Origin of the sequence: Draconibacterium halophilum (assembly GCF_010448835.1) — a bacterium.
In the GTDB taxonomy this organism is placed as follows: Bacteria; Bacteroidota; Bacteroidia; order Bacteroidales; family Prolixibacteraceae; genus Draconibacterium; species Draconibacterium halophilum.
This window is the reverse complement of the sequence record NZ_CP048409.1, coordinates 2,099,482-2,117,034: the sequence shown is the minus strand read 5'-3', so window position 1 is coordinate 2,117,034 and position 17,553 is coordinate 2,099,482. Positions and strand designations below refer to the sequence as shown.

Below are 17,553 nucleotides of genomic sequence, written 5' to 3'. Positions count from 1 at the left end.
GAGGATAGAAAATGAACTATTTAGTAATTGTAATAGGCGCCATACTTGTAAACAACATTGTTTTAATGCAGTTTTTGGGAATCTGCCCGTTTTTGGGAGTTTCCAAAAAAGTGTCGACTGGTATTGGAATGACCGGCGCTGTTGCTTTTGTAATGATTTTGGCAACGATTGTTACTTATCTGATTCAAAATTACGTGCTCGAAAAATTCGGATTAGGATTTTTACAAACCATAGCCTTTATTCTAGTCATCGCTTCGTTGGTGCAAATGGTGGAAATCATTTTGAAAAAAGTAAGTCCTCCGCTCTACCAGGCGCTTGGAATTTTCCTGCCATTGATTACAACAAACTGTGCAATTTTAGGTGTTGCTATCCTTACTGTACAAAACGAATTCAACCTGCTGGAAGGCGTAATATTTTCAACATCGCATGCTATTGGTTTCGGGTTGGCACTGATCATCTTTGCCGGAATTCGTGAACACCTCGATTTGCAAGATGTACCAAAAGGATTAAAAGGAACTCCAATTGCATTAATAGCAGCTGGTATTCTTGCAATGGCTTTTATGGGATTCTCTGGCTTAGTGTAAGTTAGTTCTAGATTAACCCAGTATTAATGATTCATGATTTTTGTCATAGCGACAAATTAAACATGCAGACCTTACACAAATTTATTAAATTTGCTATGTGTAGATTGCAAAAATCGACATAGTTCAATTAACTAAAATCATAAACATTGGAATTTTTTCAACAAGTACATAGATCATTACTTCAGGGTTCAAAAGATACCATCCAGAGAGAGCTGATGAACAATATCGATTGGAACCAAAGGCTTATCTGCATCAAGGGATTCAGGAGCGTTGGAAAAACAACATTTTTGCTCGACTATATAAAAACGCATTACCCCAACAGCAACGATGTTCTGTATCTTAATCTGAATAATTTTTATTTCACAAAACGTAAGATTAGTTCTTTTGCCGACGAATTTGCAAAACGTGGCGGGAAACTACTATTGCTCGATCAGATACAAAAGTACCCCGATTGGTCGGCCGATTTACGTAAATGCCTGGATGAAATTCCTGATCTGAAGATTATTTTCACCTCATCGCCGGTATTGCGTATTACGGAAGACAATCCTGATTTGGAAGGAATAGCCAGCATTTATCACCTTGAAGGATTATCGTTTCGCGAGTACCTCAATCATCAAACAGGAAGTAAGTTTACCACATATACCCTGGAGGAAATACTGAATAACCACATTGAAATTGCCCAAGAAATTGTTGACGAAATCAGGCCACTAGCTTATTTCGATGATTATTTAAGACACGGTTATTTCCCTTACTATATTCACGATCCGAATTTTTATATCGACAAGTTGTTAAAGAATATCAACTTGGCACTTGAGATCGATGTTCCGTACATTAACCAGATTGAATTTAAATATCTCCCAAAGCTCAGAAAACTGTTGCACATCATTGCCTCAGAAACGCCATTTACTCCAAATGTTAGTAAATTAGCATCTTCGGTTGAAACGTCGCGTGCAACAATTATGAACTACCTGAAGTATTTGAAGAATGCCCGACTCATCAACCTGCTTTATGAGAATGGTGGCAGTGACGACGACCAGATGAAAAAGCCGGACAAAGTGTACATGCACAATACAAACCTGCTGAATGCTATTGCTCCGAATAACTTTGATAAAGCCACGGTTAGACAAACGTTCTTTTATAACCAGGTAGGCTATGTGTGTAAGCTGGCTAAATCGCCGGTTGCCGATTTTTGCGTCAACGAAAAATACAAATTCAATGTTGGCGGACGAAAACTGGAACCCAAAAAAGGAATTTATGCCGCTTCAGATGTGATTGAAGTTGGCGAAGGAAACAAAATTCCTTTGTGGCTCTTTGGATTTTTGTACTAAAAAATAAAGTTTGATGATTATGAAAAGATTCTTTCGCTTCATTGCATTTCGCTCAGAATGACAAATATATAGTTGTTTAAAGGCAATTGGGAGGGAAGTTTTGGCGGCTTGGCCGTCAAAACTTCCCTCCCAATAGCTCACCCACAGCAAAACTGTCATTCCGAGCAAAGCGAGGAATCTCAAACAATACAATCAGAAAAATATCAATTATAAACTAAATAAATTAAAGACGAATAAAGATGGCAAAACAAAAAAAAATGGTAACATGTGACGGTAACTACGCCGCGGCGTACATGAGTTACATGTTTAGCGAAGTCGCCTGTATTTATCCGATCACTCCGTCGTCAACCATGGCAGAGTATGTTGATGAATGGGCTGCTTTTGGAAAGAAAAATATGTTTGGACGCCCGGTACGTTTGGCTGAAATGCAGAGTGAAGGTGGTGCTGCAGGTGCAGTTCACGGAGCGTTACAATCGGGTGCTTTAACTTCTACTTACACTGCATCGCAGGGCTTGTTATTAATGATCCCTAACATGTACAAAATTGCGGGTGAGTTACTTCCAACAGTTTTCCACGTAAGTGCTCGTGCATTAGCAGGTCACGCATTATCAATTTTTGGCGATCACAGTGATATTTATGCTGCCCGTCAAACAGGTTTTGCAATGTTGGGTGCCGGTTCTGTTCAGGAAGAAATGGATTTAGCTGGTGTTGCTCATCTGGCAACCCTTAAATCAAGAGTTCCTTTCTTAGCATTCTTCGATGGATTCCGTACTTCACACGAAATTCAAAAAATTGAAGCTCTTGAAATGGAAGATATGATACCACTGGTTGACCAGGAAGCTCTTCAGGAATTCCGCAACCGTGCGATCAACCCTGAAAATCCTGTTACGCGTGGTACTGCTCAAAACCCTGATATTTTCTTCCAGGCAAAAGAAGCAGGAAACAAATTTACCGATGCAGTTCCTGACATTGTTGCTGATTACATGGATCAAATTAGCGAATTGACAGGTAGAAAATACCGTCCATTCACTTATTATGGTGCGCCGGATGCAGAAAACATTATTATTGCAATGGGTTCTGTAACCGAAACCATTAAAGAAACAATCGACTATTTAACAGCACAAGGCAAAAAAGTAGGTTTGATATCTGTTCACCTTTTCCGTCCTTTCTCAGCAAAATATTTTATTGAAGCTCTTCCTGAATCAGTAAAACGTATTGCTGTTATCGATCGTGCAAAAGAGCCTGGAGCTGGTGGTGAGCCATTATTCCTTGATATTCGTTCTCATTTCTACGGAAAAGAAAATGCACCGGTTATTGTTGGTGGTCGTTATGGTTTAGGTTCAAAAGACACTACTCCATCGCAAATTGTATCTATTTACGAAAACCTGGAGCTAAATGAGCCAAAAAGTGATTTCACTGTAGGTATCGTGGATGATGTTACATTCAAATCGCTTCCGTTAAAAGAAGAAATCGATATGACTCCAAAAGGAACATACCAGGCTAAATTTTATGGTTTGGGTTCTGATGGTACTGTTGGCGCAAATAAAAACTCAATTAAGATTATTGGTAATGCTACCGACAAATCTTGTCAGGGGTATTTCCAGTACGATTCAAAAAAATCGGGTGGTTTTACTTGTTCTCACCTTCGTTTTGGTGACAAAGCAATCCGTTCAACTTACCTGGTAACAACACCTGACTTTGTAGCCTGCCACGTACCAGCGTACTTACACATGTACGATGTATTAAAAGGATTGAAAAAAGGTGGTTCTTTCTTGCTCAATTCTATTTGGGATGCAGAAGAAACCAAAAACAATCTGCCTGATTCAATGAAAAAGTACATGGCAGAAAACGATATCAAATTCTACATCATTAACGGAACCAGGTTGGGTGAAGAATTAGGTTTAGGTACTCGTACCAATACAATCATGCAATCGGCTTTCTTCAAAATAACCGGTGTTATCCCTTACGAAAAAGCAGTTGAAGAAATGAAAGCTGCCATTGTAAAATCGTACGGTAACAAAGGCGAAAAGATTGTAAACATGAACTACGCAGCCGTTGACGCTGGTGGTAAAAATGTAGTTTCGGTTGATGTTCCTGCCGAATGGGCAGACATTGTTGTTGGTGAAGTTGAAGAAGATGCAAAACGTCCGGAATACATTAAAAACGTTGTTGACGTGATTAACGGTCAACGTGGCGACGATCTTCCCGTTTCTACTTTTGCAGGAAGCGAAGATGGTACATTCCCACAAGGAACTGCCGCCTACGAAAAACGTGGTGTTGCAGTAAACGTACCCGAATGGCAAGCTGGCAACTGTATTCAGTGTAACCAATGTGCTTATGTTTGTCCGCACGCTGCTATTCGTCCATTCTTAATGACCGAAGAAGAAGTTGAAAAAGCACCCGGCGGAACAGAAGTAAAGGTAGCTACACCGGCAAAAGTATTTGGTGGATTGAGCTTCAGAATTCAGGTAAGTGCACTCGATTGTACGGGTTGTGGTAACTGTGCCGATGTTTGTCCTTCAAAAGAGAAATCACTGATAATGAAACCACTTGGTACCCAGCAAGATGAAATTGCACGTTGGGACTATATGGTTGACGAAGTTTCATTAAAAGAAACTGTTGTTGACAAAACCAAGTCGGTTAAAAACTCGCAGTTTGCTCAACCATTATTCGAGTTCTCGGGAGCTTGTGCCGGTTGTGGTGAAACGCCATATATTAAATTAATTACTCAATTATACGGAGAACGTATGATGGTTGCCAACGCTACCGGATGTTCTTCAATTTACGGTGGTTCTGCTCCGGCAACTCCATATTGTAAGCATAAAGATTCCGGACACGGTCCGGCCTGGGCAAACTCATTATTCGAAGACAACGCCGAATATGGTTTTGGTTTTGCTGAAGGAGTGAGTGCGCAGCGCGATCGTATTGCTTCTATTATGGAAGGTGCACTTTCAAATGGTGCTTCCGATGCTGAAAAAGAGGTGTATACTGAATGGTTAGCAAACAAAAACAATGCGAATGCATCTGTTGTTGCCTCTAAAAATGTATTAGATGTAATCTCGTCAAGCAAAAATGCTGATGCTCAAGAAATCGTGAAACTAAAACAATACCTGGTTAAAAAATCGACTTGGGTATTTGGTGGTGACGGTTGGGCTTACGACATTGGTTTTGGTGGTTTAGACCACGTAATGGCCAGTGGCGAAGACATCAATATTTTAGTAATGGATACCGAGATTTACTCAAACACAGGTGGTCAGGCATCAAAATCAACTCCTGTTGGAGCGGTTGCGAAGTTTGCTGCTTCGGGTAAAAAAATCCGTAAAAAAGATTTGGGAGCAATGATGATGAGCTATGGTTATGTTTACGTTGCGCAAGTTGCAATGGGAGCCAACCAATCGCAATATTTTAAAGCATTAAAAGAAGCAGAAGCTTACCCGGGTCCATCTATTATTATTGCTTATGCTCCATGTATTAGCCACGGCTTGCGCGCAAGTATGGGTAAAACACAGGAAGAAGAGAAAAAAGCAGTAGCAGCGGGATACTGGTCGTTGTTCCGTCATAATCCATTATTGGAAGAAGAGGGCAAAAACCCATTCCAGTTGGATTCGAAAGCACCGGATTGGAGCAAATTCCAGGAATTCTTAAATGGTGAAGTTCGTTATACTTCATTAAAGAAAACCTTCCCTGCAGAGGCTGACGAATTATTCTCAGCTGCTGAAGACAATGCCAAATGGCGTTACAAGTCTTACGAACGTATGGCAGCCATGGATTATTCAAAACCTGAAGAAGGAAAAGAATAATAAACTTATTCAACGCTATATTAAAAAGCCGCTTCGTTTTGAAGCGGTTTTTTTATGCCATTATTCAGTCTCTTAATAAATTGCACTAGAACTTGATCATTCCTTCACCTTTCAAGTCCCAGGTCATGTTAATGTGATCTATTATACCATACATATCGATATATCCGGTCGCACCTTCAAATCTTCCGGTAGACATTCCCTCTCGTATTTTATAAAGATAGTGCATACCATCTTCATCAACCCATGGATCAGTATTTACCATGGTATAGATCTTATCTCCATTGGCAGCGGTTAATTCTCCCCAGATTGGAGAAACAGGGTTTCCATCCCCATCAATACAAAGTTTGTTGTAAACAGTAAAGTTCCCCAGAAAAGTAGCATTTCCCCCTCCGGAAATTATCATTTGTAAGCCCGTTGCGGTGCATGCGTCCATATTCTGAATGACTTCCATCACTCCACTTGCTTTCTGAAACTTAATGGTACGTTCAATCCTGTTACCTGATTTCAGGTCCATTTCAGGTTGTTCTTCAAATGGGGCATCACAGGCAAATACCCCGAAAATTACCATAAGAAAAATGCAGATTTTTTTCATAACGTTGATTTTTGGTAAATAAATATGTGCCTGGCATTCACAACTTTAATGGAGTAAAAAGATATGCCTGTTTACGATTTTGTAATGAAAAAGTTTCTGTTAAAGATGTATAAGTGCGATTGAGAATTTGAATAGCTGTAGCTAAAACCTCGTTCTTATGAAATCAGCAGAATTAAGCTCTAAAATAATCGTTAGATAGTAAAGAATCCGATCCATATTATCTTTAACAATTATGGTTCGGATCCTTCTACCTTCCTCTTGGTAGTTAATGAGAACTATTTTAAAGTCACGTCGAGGTAAACTGAATGACGCCCGTATGTTTCGTAAAAAGGTTTATAAACAACACCCTCAATAGTAAATTCTAACTTTTCAGGATTACCCAAAATGGATTTACTGATATCTTTTGCATTAAGCGTTACTTTACGCCATTCTTTTCGTGGATCCTCTTCCTGAGCTGCCAATAAAACCGGTCCGTAAAATAAACTGGCTACGTTTTGCTGATCCATTACCGGCTCTAAATAAAAGTGGAAAGGCATGCGCAACTCCACTTTATCACCATCTTTCCACTTACGACTGATGGTAAGGTAAGTTCCCGGCTCCGCATTTACATCTTGTTTCTTGCCATTTATAGTTACAAAAAATCCTTTGCTAGCCCAGTGCGGCACACGCACATTTAGATCGAATTTACCACTGCCGTTAATCGTTAACGTGGTATGGTCTTCTTTTGGATAAGCCGTTGTTTGCTTAACAGTTATATTCTTATCGGTCCATTTTAATGTTGATGGCACATAAAGGTTTACATACAAAACCTTGTTATCTGCACTGCGGAAATAAATCGAGTTCTGCAATTTTGTATTGCTCTCGATTGCCGTACCGTTGCAGCAGGTAAACCCATCCATATGTGCATTACTGAAATGTTTAACAGAACCGGCGCGCAAAGGCACGTGGTAGGTATTTGCCGGGGTATGTTTGTCAACTGATGCCAGAATATGGTTGTAAAGCCCACGCTCGTAATAATCCATCAATTTGGCTTGCTGATTATACAGAAACAGGTTGCGACTCAATTTAAGCATGTTGTAGGTTGCACAGGTTTCGTTCTGTCCGCCTACCGAGAAACCGTTTTCGTAAAGCGTTGCCGGTTCAGCGGTAAAACATTCAGCATTGGCCGGATTACGTGCTCCTGCCACACCTCCAATACTGTACATATAATCTCCTGTAGTTTTATACCAAAAGTTATCGGCAATATCGAAATATTCCGGTTCTTTCGAATCGCGATAGATTTCGAGTGCTCCCATAATTTGCGGAATGTGCTGATTGGCATGCAAGCCACGGAACATATCTACATTCTTTGCCAGTCCGTGTGTATGCCCGGCATCGCCAAAGAAAACACGAATATTATCAAATAATTTAGCAGTTTCAAGGTAACGAGGCTCGTTGGTCAATCGGCTCAGTCTTGCCATTGCTTCGTTCATTCCTCCAAATTCACCGGCAATGTAGGTGTTCCAAATGCTTATAAGAGTCTCTTCAGGCACTTCATTTAAACGGGCAGCAACCCAGTCGCTCATTCCTTTTACAATTTCCAGGGCCTTTTCATTTCCACTCACTTCATAAATATCCAATAAACCGGCAAGGATTTTATGCAAGGTATAATAGGGAGCCCAAACTTTATCGTTATCGGTTCCGTATTTTGCGCCGTGTTCCAGCATAATAAACTGGTCTGGCGGATAGGCACTAATAAATCCTGTTCCCCAGTTCCAGTAATCGGTGCGAATACCGTCTTCGCTTAAATCCGAATTATAATCTGCTTGTCCCGGTCCGGGAGGCACGGCCAACGGGTCTGCCACACTTTTCCCTCCTACACTTTTGGCTTGTCCCGATAGTAGTGATAATTCATACAGCGTATTCACCATATATTCCATCTTATCAGCAAATTCTGCCTGAACTGACTTGTCGTAGGCCGAGCTCGAATAAGCTTGTGCCAAAGCACTTAAATAATGTCCTGTTGCATGGCCCCGCAATTTTGTTTCCTGGCTATCCCAAACGCCAAGCGGTTTTGCGCCCTCGGGTTGTTGCTGTCCAAAGGCATTTCGGAACATGTAAAGGAAATCATCGGGATTGGTATGCTGTAAGCCATGAATAAATTTATCGCGGTTCTCAATAAATTTTGTTTTATGATTATGAATATCGGCATTTAACGTCACTTCATTCAACTCAAAAGCTTCCAGTGTGCGCTCAGGAGCGGTATGCTTTTTCACTTTTTTTACTGTAACAATAGCTTTTGGCTGAATATCGGTTCCGGCAACTCGTCCGGTAACAGTATATTTCCCCGTATTTTGCACAGCGCTGTTATCCTCGGGCGATGGCCAGAGCACACGCACATCAGATCCCTGAATGTTCTTGCTGAAAACACCGCTCACAAAGCGTGGCAAACGAGGGAGAAAGCCCACTTCGGTTTCCACCTCGATAGTTGGAACATCGGTTAAATACGCGTTATACAACTGTGGTGTCGATTCAGGAAACTCCTGAAGATCGGCATCCTGTCGGTTTCTCATCATCTCTTCTGCTTCCTCCTTATGCAATGCACTAAAGTGAATCCACCCGATTTGCCTGTTGCTTAAAGGAATTCTATAGATCCTGAAGTCGTGCAGTTTTGCTTTTAATGATACATCATCTGATGTCAGGGATTTTCCAATAACGAACTTACCATCTTTTCCAATCGTGCTACCAAATAGTTGTTCTAATTCCACCTCAAAATTTTTCACCTCGCTAACCATTTCTCCGTTAAGATAGGTAGCAAAGGTTTTTGACGGAATATCCAGAACAACAGCAATATGATTCCATTTATTTAATTCAATTGCCTCGGAACTTGCGTTATATTTATCGGTATCGGTAGAAACCTGAGCCACAAAACCATCTGCTGTGATTGCAGCCGAAAAACTCGACTTGTGGTTTTTCTCAAAGTCGAAAAGTGGAGCACCATTTTCTGCTGAATTCAGGTAAAACCATCCCGAAATACTTAGCGACTCCTCGCCTGCCATTAATTCTCCAGGGATACTGATAAAGGTTTTTCCATCTCCGGATAAAGAAAGTACTTTGCCGAACTCTTCATCGTCAATAAATGTGTAAGCAGAGCCCTGAATACTTCCATGTAAATTATTTCTCGACCAATCTTTTACATTTTCTTCCAATGTATAACGGGCAATTAATCCTGTTTCACCAATCCCGTCTAAAATCTGGTCACCGCTTTGTGCAAATACTAAACTTGTGCTGCACGCACATAGACTTATTAGTATTCCAACGATCGGCTTTAGTAGTTTCATAATTATTATATTTAATTTTTAATCAGGAAGGACCGATGGGTCACTTTCCGGATTCAAAAATAGTTTACCTATTAGCAACGGTGCATATATAGCTGTTCAAAATCCTTGACTGTATGTTCAAAATACCATTACAATCGCTTTTATTGTATTCGTTTATTTATGTCAGGGTTAAGCTTTTTGGGTTTTATGATAATTCTCCTTACTACAAAACCTTTAGAATTTATTCAGACTATTCGTTTTCATTGGGTAAAAAGCGGTTCCAATTCGTTAGCGGCATAATACAGCCTTTCCTTACTTTCTGTAAAAATTGTTTAGAGCAGAAAGAAACAAATTACTTTGCCTTTTTTTTAGGTTTAAACACCGAAATAAAAATGGTAATAATTAGCGTGCCATTCATACAAAGGCCCATAATTGTTTGGTTTCTGTCGAGCAGTTGATATTTGGTATTATTGAGTGCCTTAAGCCCTATTTCTCCCGAAATTTTAACCATTTCTTCAATCCATGGCCCCGAAAAAATAGTTCCCAATACAATAATAAGTAGCGTAATAATCCATTTGTAAGTCATCCACCCATGTTTAAAGTAGCCCCATTTTGTAAATTGAGAATAAACCCATCCGGTAATAAGGCAAAGAATAGCTGCCGGAACCAATATTTTCATGTCAATAAAATGAACAATTTGATTCATCAGAAAAAGTTGTTCTCCTGTTTCAATATTGCTGCTTAAAAAATTTAGTAAAAACATGGTTAAGCCCGTGGTAACCCAAATACCCGCGGCCAACAAATGAATAGATTTAAGCCATTTTTTGTGTGTGATTGTTAATTGTTGCATATTGTTCAGTGTATTGAGCTTATTTGTTAATTTCGCTTTGCCTTAAAAGTAATATAATTTCAAAAACCAATTTTGGTGAATAACACCAAAAACATAATCGGTTTAGAAAATCAATGATAGCGAAAACGACAATTCCAACCGAAGTTGAATATTCCACACATTATAAACTGCAGCGAATGACAGATTCAATACCTTCCTTTTATTGAGCCGCCGTTCAGCAACTGCAACAATCTTCTAAACCTCGGTAGCAAAGAGAAGGAAAGCTTGTTTCCCGGCAATTATATTTTTCGCTTCAACACAAAAACGCCACACACGTTTTCGCTGTCGTATGTTGATCCTACCAGTTGATTTTCGGCAATGTGTTGTATTTCAAAAGTATTGGGCAGGTAACTGATCTCCCGGCCGTTTTGAATGGCTTTAACATCAACGCTCTCCAGCAGCAGTTTTCCATCGGTAATAGTGCCTTTTACTTTTTCGGTAACCTGAATGCGATAGTTGTTTTTCACCTCTTCGGCAAACGAAAATACGCCGTTTACCTCGTTTCCGGCTTGCCTAAGCTCCACCTATCCCACTGAGTTTCCGTATTCAAAATCCTCGTTATATGTCCAGTTTCCACTAATATCCATCGTGGCGATTTTGGCGGCAAACTTAATCAATTTTTGTTAGTGCAGGGCAAAATCCCCCCCTGCTATTTATGAAATTTATACCCCACAGAAAACATAAACGAACGGTTGCGGGCCACCATATCGTAATCGGTCTGTGGCGAAATATTATTCAAAGCAAAATGAGCGGTAAATTCAAACAAGAATGAATTAATTTCCACACCTCCGCCAACAGCCAGGCCAAGTCCAAGGCGTTTTAGGTCGTCGTCCTCATCGGGTCCCCAAACGATGTTCCACTCTTCATTAAAACTTTCGGTGCCACCCTTCTCTTCTACTTTTGTTTTTCCGCTAAGGCCAATTCCAAAATATGGCCCAAGCATTCCGTAAATCCGGGATTTGTTTACATCGGCATATAATTTCCCAAACACTGGAATATCGAGGTACCACAGGTTCACTTTCGATTTTGAACTATACGCAATACCTTCAAACAATTCCGACTCATTCGTTTTTACTCCTTTGGTGGTAATCAACAAAGCCGTTTCAATACCAGCCCCTTCTCCAATTCCCCATTCAAACGTAGGCCCAATATGAAATCCCGACCTCATGTCGAATTCATCGCTAACAGATTCGCCATCTTCCTTAAGTAACAAATCCGACAAAGTGTACCCGGCTTTTATGCCAATGGTTTGGGCAAATAAGAAACTTGTAAATGTGGTGAACAAAACCACTGTCAGTAAACGCTTTAATATGTTCATAATTCACGACTGTTAATGTATAATTTTCTATACGGGTGACCAAAAGTAAGGTTAGGTTATTTTCCGTGCAGACTGTTTTTGATTGTTGGAGGAGATAAATTTACCTCCTCCGCTTTTATGGTTACGCATGCTGGTTACCACTACTGTTTGCAGCACGACTAACATTTTCCGACGAATAACTTTATGGCTTTGGATTTATTCGTTGTTCGCAATAATTTCAGCAATTACAGGACGTGTTTTCTCTATCCTGTCGAGGTCAAGTTGAAGTCCTAGTGGTTCGTACACTTTGGCAAAGTATTCATAGATTCCTTTTACCATTGCGAAAGGAGCCTGAACAGACTGCAAGGCAGTAGATCCTGAATTATTTACTACGGAACTATCGATACCTTTGTTTAACAATGTCTTAACTATTTCGGTACGGCAGAAAAAAGCTGCGGTGTGCAAAGCTGTAGAACCATCATTATTCGTAACATTCAGTTCGGCACCGGCGTCGATCAGTACTTTGGCAATTTCTGTTTTTCCGAATACACAGGCAGTCATTAGAGGACTTGAACCACCAGCGGGTTCTTTTTCATTCAAATCGGCACCCGATTCAATTATCCGCTGTACTGCTTCCAAATCTCCTGCAACTACAGCTGCATGAATACTGGTCCCGCTTTGAGGAGCTGTGTTTGTTTCTGTTGTCTCTGTTTTCTGTTCTTTGCTTTCTGTTGTTCCGGGATATGCAGTAAAAGCAGCTAATACAATCACTACCGACATTACCGCAGTGGCAACTGTTTTTGTATTGACCGTGCGCTGACGAATGGTTCGCCACGAGTAAATAAGCAGATTCGAAAGACCAAAAGTTAATAAGGTAACCATGAGGAATTTTACCATCGGCGGAATAGGTATTGCCATTATTGACAGTGCAACTACTCCCAATACAATCGTGTGAATAATATAAACCGAGTAAGAATTGCGGTTCAGTTCATCCATAAATGCATACCTTCTATTTAAGCTGTTACGGAAACCGTAAAGGAATACATACAGCAAAGTAAGTTGCGATGCCAGGCCAAAAGCATAATAAGCTACACGGTCGGCAAATTGTGAAATGAAATAGTAATTCCGCGTTGGATCGATGATATTAAAAAAGGTATTAAGTGCGACGGCAGTAAAAATACCCAGTGTGAATGTCAATACTACATTTGCAATTACATACAGGCGCTTGTTCTTTTGGGTTGATTCGAACACTTTTAGCTTATAGCAAAGCGAACCCAGCAAAAATGACATAAAATAAACCAGTAAACGCTCGCGCTGAAAATGCAGAATAGCCGAATGGTACCATCCGTTAAGTCCCGTTTGAGCAATTGTAACACTGTAAACTACACCAACTACAAACATTATAATTACGGCAGTTTTCAGGTTAATTTTTAAGGATAGAACCTTTGTTTTTGCAAGTACCAGATAAATTACCTGAAACATAAAAAGTACAGGCAAGAACCACAACCAGTTTTGTGCCGGATTATTGGCATAAAAACTTAGGTCGCTTCCGGCCCGTTCAAAAAAGTGAAAGTACGAGAACCATTCTTCCTGTGGTAAACCACGTGAATATAAAAAGATGAATTTGTAAGCAGGAATCAAAGTAAAAACTGCAATTACCCACGGTATCAAAATACGTTTCACTTTTGACTTAATAAATTCGATTGATGTTTTTGACTTCAGCGACATCGGGATTAAATACCCGGAGATAAAGAAGATCATAAACATTACAAAAAGATCAAGATAAAGTCGGATCAAACCAATTGAATTTGCTTTTACCGGATCGACAACAATCCATGAGTTTTGCAAAACATGCTCGTAAACTAATCCTGAGTGTAAAACCACAACCAGGAAAATCATTAATGTTCTTAAATGGTCGAGAAAATAAATTCGTGTTTTCATGATTTTAATTTTTTGTGGAAATCTTTAGCGCGATATCCGTTGTTTTTGTTAGTGTAAAGGTCGGGCGAAGCGTGACGCAGGTCTAATGAACTATGCAGCCATGTGTATGAAGTTTGCTGAAGGCTTAAAAATTATGGCGCAAGCATATAAATTATGATGCAACACTTAATGCAGAGCCCTGAAAAGCTTGCCAAATAAGCGCTCCAGGAAGCTCATAAAAACATCGAAAAACATGCTCCTGATAATAAAATATCTCCAAAACCACAGCTAGCATAAGCGACTAACAAACAGTTTTTGTACTTTTAGTGTCGTAATTATCCGAAGCAGTCAACTATGCCAAATCTTAACACCGCAGAAAAAAGTTTTCTAAACCAAATTACTCAGCTTGTAGAGGAGAACATTTCCAACGAACAGTTTGGTGTTTCGGAGTTGGCAGACGCCGTTGGCATGAGTCGCTCGAACCTGTTACGAAAAATCAAAAAACTAACCGATTTATCCGCCAGCCAGTTTATCCGCAATGTTCGTTTAAAATATGCTACCGAGTTACTTCAGGAAGGATCGTACACGGTTTCTGAAGTTTCGTATAAAGTTGGTTTTGGCAGCCCTTCCTATTTTATTAAATGCTTCCGCGAGTTGTATGGATTTCCTCCGGGAGAAATGGGCAACCACGAAGTTCAGGAGCAGGAACCGGAAGTTGAGTCAGAACAGAATGCTCCCTCTCCGAGAGAAAAATTCCCGGTTTTATTAATTTCATTCTTTGCCATCGCTATAATTGCCGCCATTCTGTACGTTGTTTTAGGTCCGTCCTCAGAAGATAAAAATAAGGCAAAGTCGATTGCCGTGCTGCCATTTTTAAACGACAGTAACGACACTACAAACGTGTATATCATTAACGGATTGATGGAAGCCACGCTGAACAATCTTCAGCAAATTAAAGATCTGCGGGTAATTAGCCGCACTTCGGTAGAGCAGTACCGAAATAATCCGAAACCGACACCCGAAATTGCACGCGAATTAAATGCAAGCTACCTGGTAGAAGGCAGCGGACAGAAAATTGGCAACCAAATCCTTTTAAATATTCAATTGATAGAAGCAAAAACCGATAAACATTTGTGGAGCCAGCAATACCGGCGCGATACCGAAGACATTTTTACCCTGCAGGCCGATGTAGCAAAAAGTATCGCTGAACAGATAGAAGCCATTGTTACTCCTGAAGAAATAAAACGTATTGAAAAAGCACCAACCAATAACATGGTGGCTTACGACCTGTTTTTAAAAGGATATGATTTGCTTGGCAAACCAACGGAAGAAAACCTGAAAACGGCCATCCCGTATTTCAAAAAAGCGATTCAACACGACGAAGAATTTGCCCGTTCTTATGCGGGTATTGCAATTGCCTTTTATCTTTTAGACCAACACAAAACGGAAAAACATTTTGCCGACTCCATAAATTATTATGCCGATCAGGCACTTTTTTACGACTCGAAGCTGCCGCAGAGTTTAACGGCCAAAGCACTTTTTTACATGGAGCATAAGGAGTATGAGCTGGCACTTCCTTACCTTGAAAAAGCGCTGGAAATCAGTCCGAATTCTGATGTCGTTTTAATCTTTCTGGTGGAATTATATGTAAACCATTTACCCAACACCGAGAAGTACCTGGAGTACGCTCTAAAAGGGCTTGAAATTGATATCGTTGCGGCCTACGATTCGGCAGCGGCAAGTTTCAGTTACCTGCACATTAGTAATGCTTTTATCCAATCGGGCTTTGTTGATGAAGCAGCAAAGTACATCGACATTTCACTCAAATATCTTCCTGAAAATCTTTACTCGCAATATGTAAAAGCGTTTATCGAGTATGCTCAAAATGAAGACCTGAACCAGCTCAATAAATCATTGCTGGCAGCTTTTGAAAAAGACAAAACCCGCCTCGACATCCTGCAGGAAGTTGCAAAATCCTACTACTATCTCCGTGATTTTGAAACGGCGGCTATCTATTACAAAGCCTTTGTTGAAGCCAGAGTAATGTACAACCTCGACATTTATCCATCGGAAAATGGGAAAATTGCAGTGACCTTTGATAAAGTGGGCGATCAGGAATTGGCTGATAAATATTTTGGGTTGTACAAATCATGGGCAGAAAACGATCCTTCCATTTACAGTAATTTTTCACTGGCATTTTACTATTCCTTCAAAGGAGATACCGACAAGGCAATCGACTATTTAAAAGCGTTCACACAACAGGATAACTTTCATTACTGGACCATTCTTTTTACTCCAATCGATCCGCTGATGGACAATTTGAAACAACACCCGCAGTATAATAAGGTGTTTTGCGAAATCGAAGACAAATTCAATGCGAATCACAAACGGATTGAGAAGTCACTGCAGGAAAAAGGGCTTTTATAAACCATAAAAAAAGCCCCTCATCTATACAGATGAAAGGCTTGCATTTATTTGTCTTAGTCCTTTAAACAACTTGGACATCATCCACAAGCTCCTGCCCTTTTTTAATAGCCTCCAGATTTAGCGGAATTAATTTGTGGTAACGTTCCGGAAGTGATTTTTCCAGACCTTTTTCCACGTTATCCAGCGAAAGGATTGGCCGAACTTTCAGGTAACTTCCAAAAACAATCATATTAAACACTTTTGGATTTCCCATTTCAACAGCGGTTTTTGTGGCTTCCACTTTAAAAATGTTGATATCCGTACGTGTTGGCGGATTGATTACTCCGTTTGGGTCGTACAATAAAGTACCACCGGGTTTTACAGCTGATTCAAATTTGTCCATACTCTGTTGGTTCAGAATAATGGCGGTATCAAACTCCTGTAAAATAGGCGAACTAATGCGTGTATCGCTAACAATTACAGTAACGTTGGCAGTTCCACCACGCATTTCAGGACCGTATGACGGGAACCAGGTAACTTCCTTATCTTCCATAATGCCCGAGTAGGCCAGAATTTTACCCATCGAAAGTACACCTTGTCCTCCAAATCCGGCAATTATCATTTCTTCTGTCATAGCTTCAATTTTTTAATTTTCCGAATGTTCACCTTTAACACTGTCTTTCAAATCGCCTAACGGATAATAAGGAATCATGTTCTCTTCCATCCATTTGTTGGAATCAACAGGGCTCATTTTCCATCCCGAGCTACAGGTTGAAACCACCTCAACAAATGAAGTTCCTTTTTTATCCAGCACGTTTTGAATGGCTTTTTTCAGCGATCGTTTACATTTGCGAGCCGTTGCCGCAGTATGAACAGCCTGGCGTGTTACATAAGAAGTACCTGGCAATTGTGCTATCAGGTTAGTAATCTTCATCGGATAACCGTTCAAATCTACATTTCGTCCGGCTGGAGTGGTCGAAGTTACCATTCCTTCGAGTGTTGTTGGTGCCATTTGGCCACCAGTCATTCCGTAAATTCCGTTATTAATAAAAATCACCAGAATATTCTCACCTCGGTTACAGGCATGCATAATTTCAGCTGCTCCAATCGACGCGAGGTCGCCATCACCCTGGTAGGTAAACACAAAATTATCGGGGTTTACGCGGGCAACGCCCGTTGCCACAGCTGGTGCACGTCCGTGCGCAGCCTCCTGCCAGTCGATATCGATATAATTGTAGGCAAAAACAGCACAACCTACAGGTGCAATACCAACGGCTTTTTCCTGTAGGCCCATTTCTTCAATCAGTTCAGCAAGAATTTTATGAACCACACCATGAGAACATCCCGGGCAGTAATGCATAATATCGTCATTCAGTACTTCTGATTTTTGGTAAACCAGATTTTCCGGCTTTACAATTTCTTTAATATCCATAATCTC

General features: G+C 40.3%; 12 protein-coding genes. 4 read left to right on the top strand and 8 right to left on the bottom strand.

Going from position 1 to position 17,553, the window contains the following annotated elements; all coding sequences use genetic code 11:
* The first annotated feature begins 11 nt into the window (after positions 1–11).
* The 3 genes from rsxA to nifJ all read left to right on the top strand — a co-directional run bounded on the left by rsxA (position 12) and on the right by nifJ (position 5,712).
* Positions 12–584 (top strand): electron transport complex subunit RsxA, encoded by a 573-nt coding sequence (gene rsxA / locus G0Q07_RS08485; RefSeq protein ID WP_163345682.1) that lies wholly within the window; start codon positions 12–14, stop codon positions 582–584.
* Positions 585–730: 146 nt separating this feature from the next.
* Positions 731–1,912 carry an ATP-binding protein gene (locus tag G0Q07_RS08480; protein ID WP_163345681.1) on the top strand — a complete coding sequence of 394 codons (1,182 nt, stop codon included), beginning with the start codon at positions 731–733 and terminating at the stop codon, positions 1,910–1,912.
* Between the two features lie 239 nt (positions 1,913–2,151).
* The gene (gene nifJ / locus G0Q07_RS08475; protein ID WP_163345680.1) at positions 2,152–5,712 is read left to right on the top strand and encodes a pyruvate:ferredoxin (flavodoxin) oxidoreductase; all 3,561 of its coding nucleotides are present in this window, start codon (positions 2,152–2,154) and stop codon (positions 5,710–5,712) included.
* A gap of 85 nt (positions 5,713–5,797) precedes the next feature.
* Here the strand turns inward: nifJ and G0Q07_RS08470 are convergent, their stop codons facing one another.
* The 6 genes from G0Q07_RS08470 to G0Q07_RS08445 all read right to left on the bottom strand — a co-directional run bounded on the left by G0Q07_RS08470 (position 5,798) and on the right by G0Q07_RS08445 (position 13,730).
* Positions 5,798–6,304 (bottom strand): hypothetical protein, encoded by a 507-nt coding sequence (locus tag G0Q07_RS08470; protein WP_163345679.1) that lies wholly within the window; start codon positions 6,302–6,304, stop codon positions 5,798–5,800.
* A 275-nt stretch (positions 6,305–6,579) separates the two neighbouring features.
* Positions 6,580–9,624 carry a beta-L-arabinofuranosidase domain-containing protein gene (locus G0Q07_RS08465; RefSeq protein WP_163345678.1) on the bottom strand — a complete coding sequence of 1,015 codons (3,045 nt, stop codon included), beginning with the start codon at positions 9,622–9,624 and terminating at the stop codon, positions 6,580–6,582.
* Between the two features lie 331 nt (positions 9,625–9,955).
* Positions 9,956–10,453, bottom strand: coding sequence for a hypothetical protein (locus G0Q07_RS08460; RefSeq protein WP_163345677.1), 498 nt, complete (start codon positions 10,451–10,453; stop codon positions 9,956–9,958).
* 278 nt (positions 10,454–10,731) lie between these two features.
* Positions 10,732–11,016 carry a hypothetical protein gene (locus G0Q07_RS08455; protein ID WP_163345676.1) on the bottom strand — a complete coding sequence of 95 codons (285 nt, stop codon included), beginning with the start codon at positions 11,014–11,016 and terminating at the stop codon, positions 10,732–10,734.
* A gap of 125 nt (positions 11,017–11,141) precedes the next feature.
* Entirely contained in the window at positions 11,142–11,810 is a 669-nt protein-coding gene (locus G0Q07_RS08450) for a porin family protein (RefSeq protein ID WP_163345675.1), read from the bottom strand.
* Positions 11,811–12,005: 195 nt separating this feature from the next.
* On the bottom strand, positions 12,006–13,730 hold the full coding sequence (locus G0Q07_RS08445) for an acyltransferase family protein (protein WP_163345674.1): 1,725 nt from the start codon (positions 13,728–13,730) through the stop codon (positions 12,006–12,008).
* A 333-nt stretch (positions 13,731–14,063) separates the two neighbouring features.
* Between G0Q07_RS08445 and G0Q07_RS08440 the strand changes: the two genes are divergently transcribed.
* On the top strand, positions 14,064–16,136 hold the full coding sequence (locus G0Q07_RS08440) for a helix-turn-helix domain-containing protein (RefSeq protein WP_163345673.1): 2,073 nt from the start codon (positions 14,064–14,066) through the stop codon (positions 16,134–16,136).
* Positions 16,137–16,197: 61 nt separating this feature from the next.
* Here the strand turns inward: G0Q07_RS08440 and G0Q07_RS08435 are convergent, their stop codons facing one another.
* Both G0Q07_RS08435 and G0Q07_RS08430 read right to left on the bottom strand, forming a co-directional pair.
* A complete protein-coding gene (locus G0Q07_RS08435; RefSeq protein WP_163345672.1) occupies positions 16,198–16,749 on the bottom strand; it encodes a 2-oxoacid:acceptor oxidoreductase family protein in 552 nt (183 codons plus the stop codon).
* A 12-nt stretch (positions 16,750–16,761) separates the two neighbouring features.
* Positions 16,762–17,547 (bottom strand): thiamine pyrophosphate-dependent enzyme, encoded by a 786-nt coding sequence (locus G0Q07_RS08430; RefSeq protein ID WP_163345671.1) that lies wholly within the window; start codon positions 17,545–17,547, stop codon positions 16,762–16,764.
* Positions 17,548–17,553: the final 6 nt, after the last annotated feature.

Coding starts and splice junctions, on each gene's coding strand:
- G0Q07_RS08465 (WP_163345678.1), bottom strand. CDS start 9,624: ATGAAACTACTAAAGCCGATCGTTGGAATACTAATAAGTCTATGTGCG.
- G0Q07_RS08430 (WP_163345671.1), bottom strand. CDS start 17,547: ATGGATATTAAAGAAATTGTAAAGCCGGAAAATCTGGTTTACCAAAAA.
- G0Q07_RS08460 (WP_163345677.1), bottom strand. CDS start 10,453: ATGCAACAATTAACAATCACACACAAAAAATGGCTTAAATCTATTCAT.
- nifJ (WP_163345680.1), top strand. CDS start 2,152: ATGGCAAAACAAAAAAAAATGGTAACATGTGACGGTAACTACGCCGCG.
- G0Q07_RS08450 (WP_163345675.1), bottom strand. CDS start 11,810: ATGAACATATTAAAGCGTTTACTGACAGTGGTTTTGTTCACCACATTT.
- G0Q07_RS08435 (WP_163345672.1), bottom strand. CDS start 16,749: ATGACAGAAGAAATGATAATTGCCGGATTTGGAGGACAAGGTGTACTT.
- G0Q07_RS08440 (WP_163345673.1), top strand. CDS start 14,064: ATGCCAAATCTTAACACCGCAGAAAAAAGTTTTCTAAACCAAATTACT.
- rsxA (WP_163345682.1), top strand. CDS start 12: ATGAACTATTTAGTAATTGTAATAGGCGCCATACTTGTAAACAACATT.
- G0Q07_RS08470 (WP_163345679.1), bottom strand. CDS start 6,304: ATGAAAAAAATCTGCATTTTTCTTATGGTAATTTTCGGGGTATTTGCC.
- G0Q07_RS08445 (WP_163345674.1), bottom strand. CDS start 13,730: ATGAAAACACGAATTTATTTTCTCGACCATTTAAGAACATTAATGATT.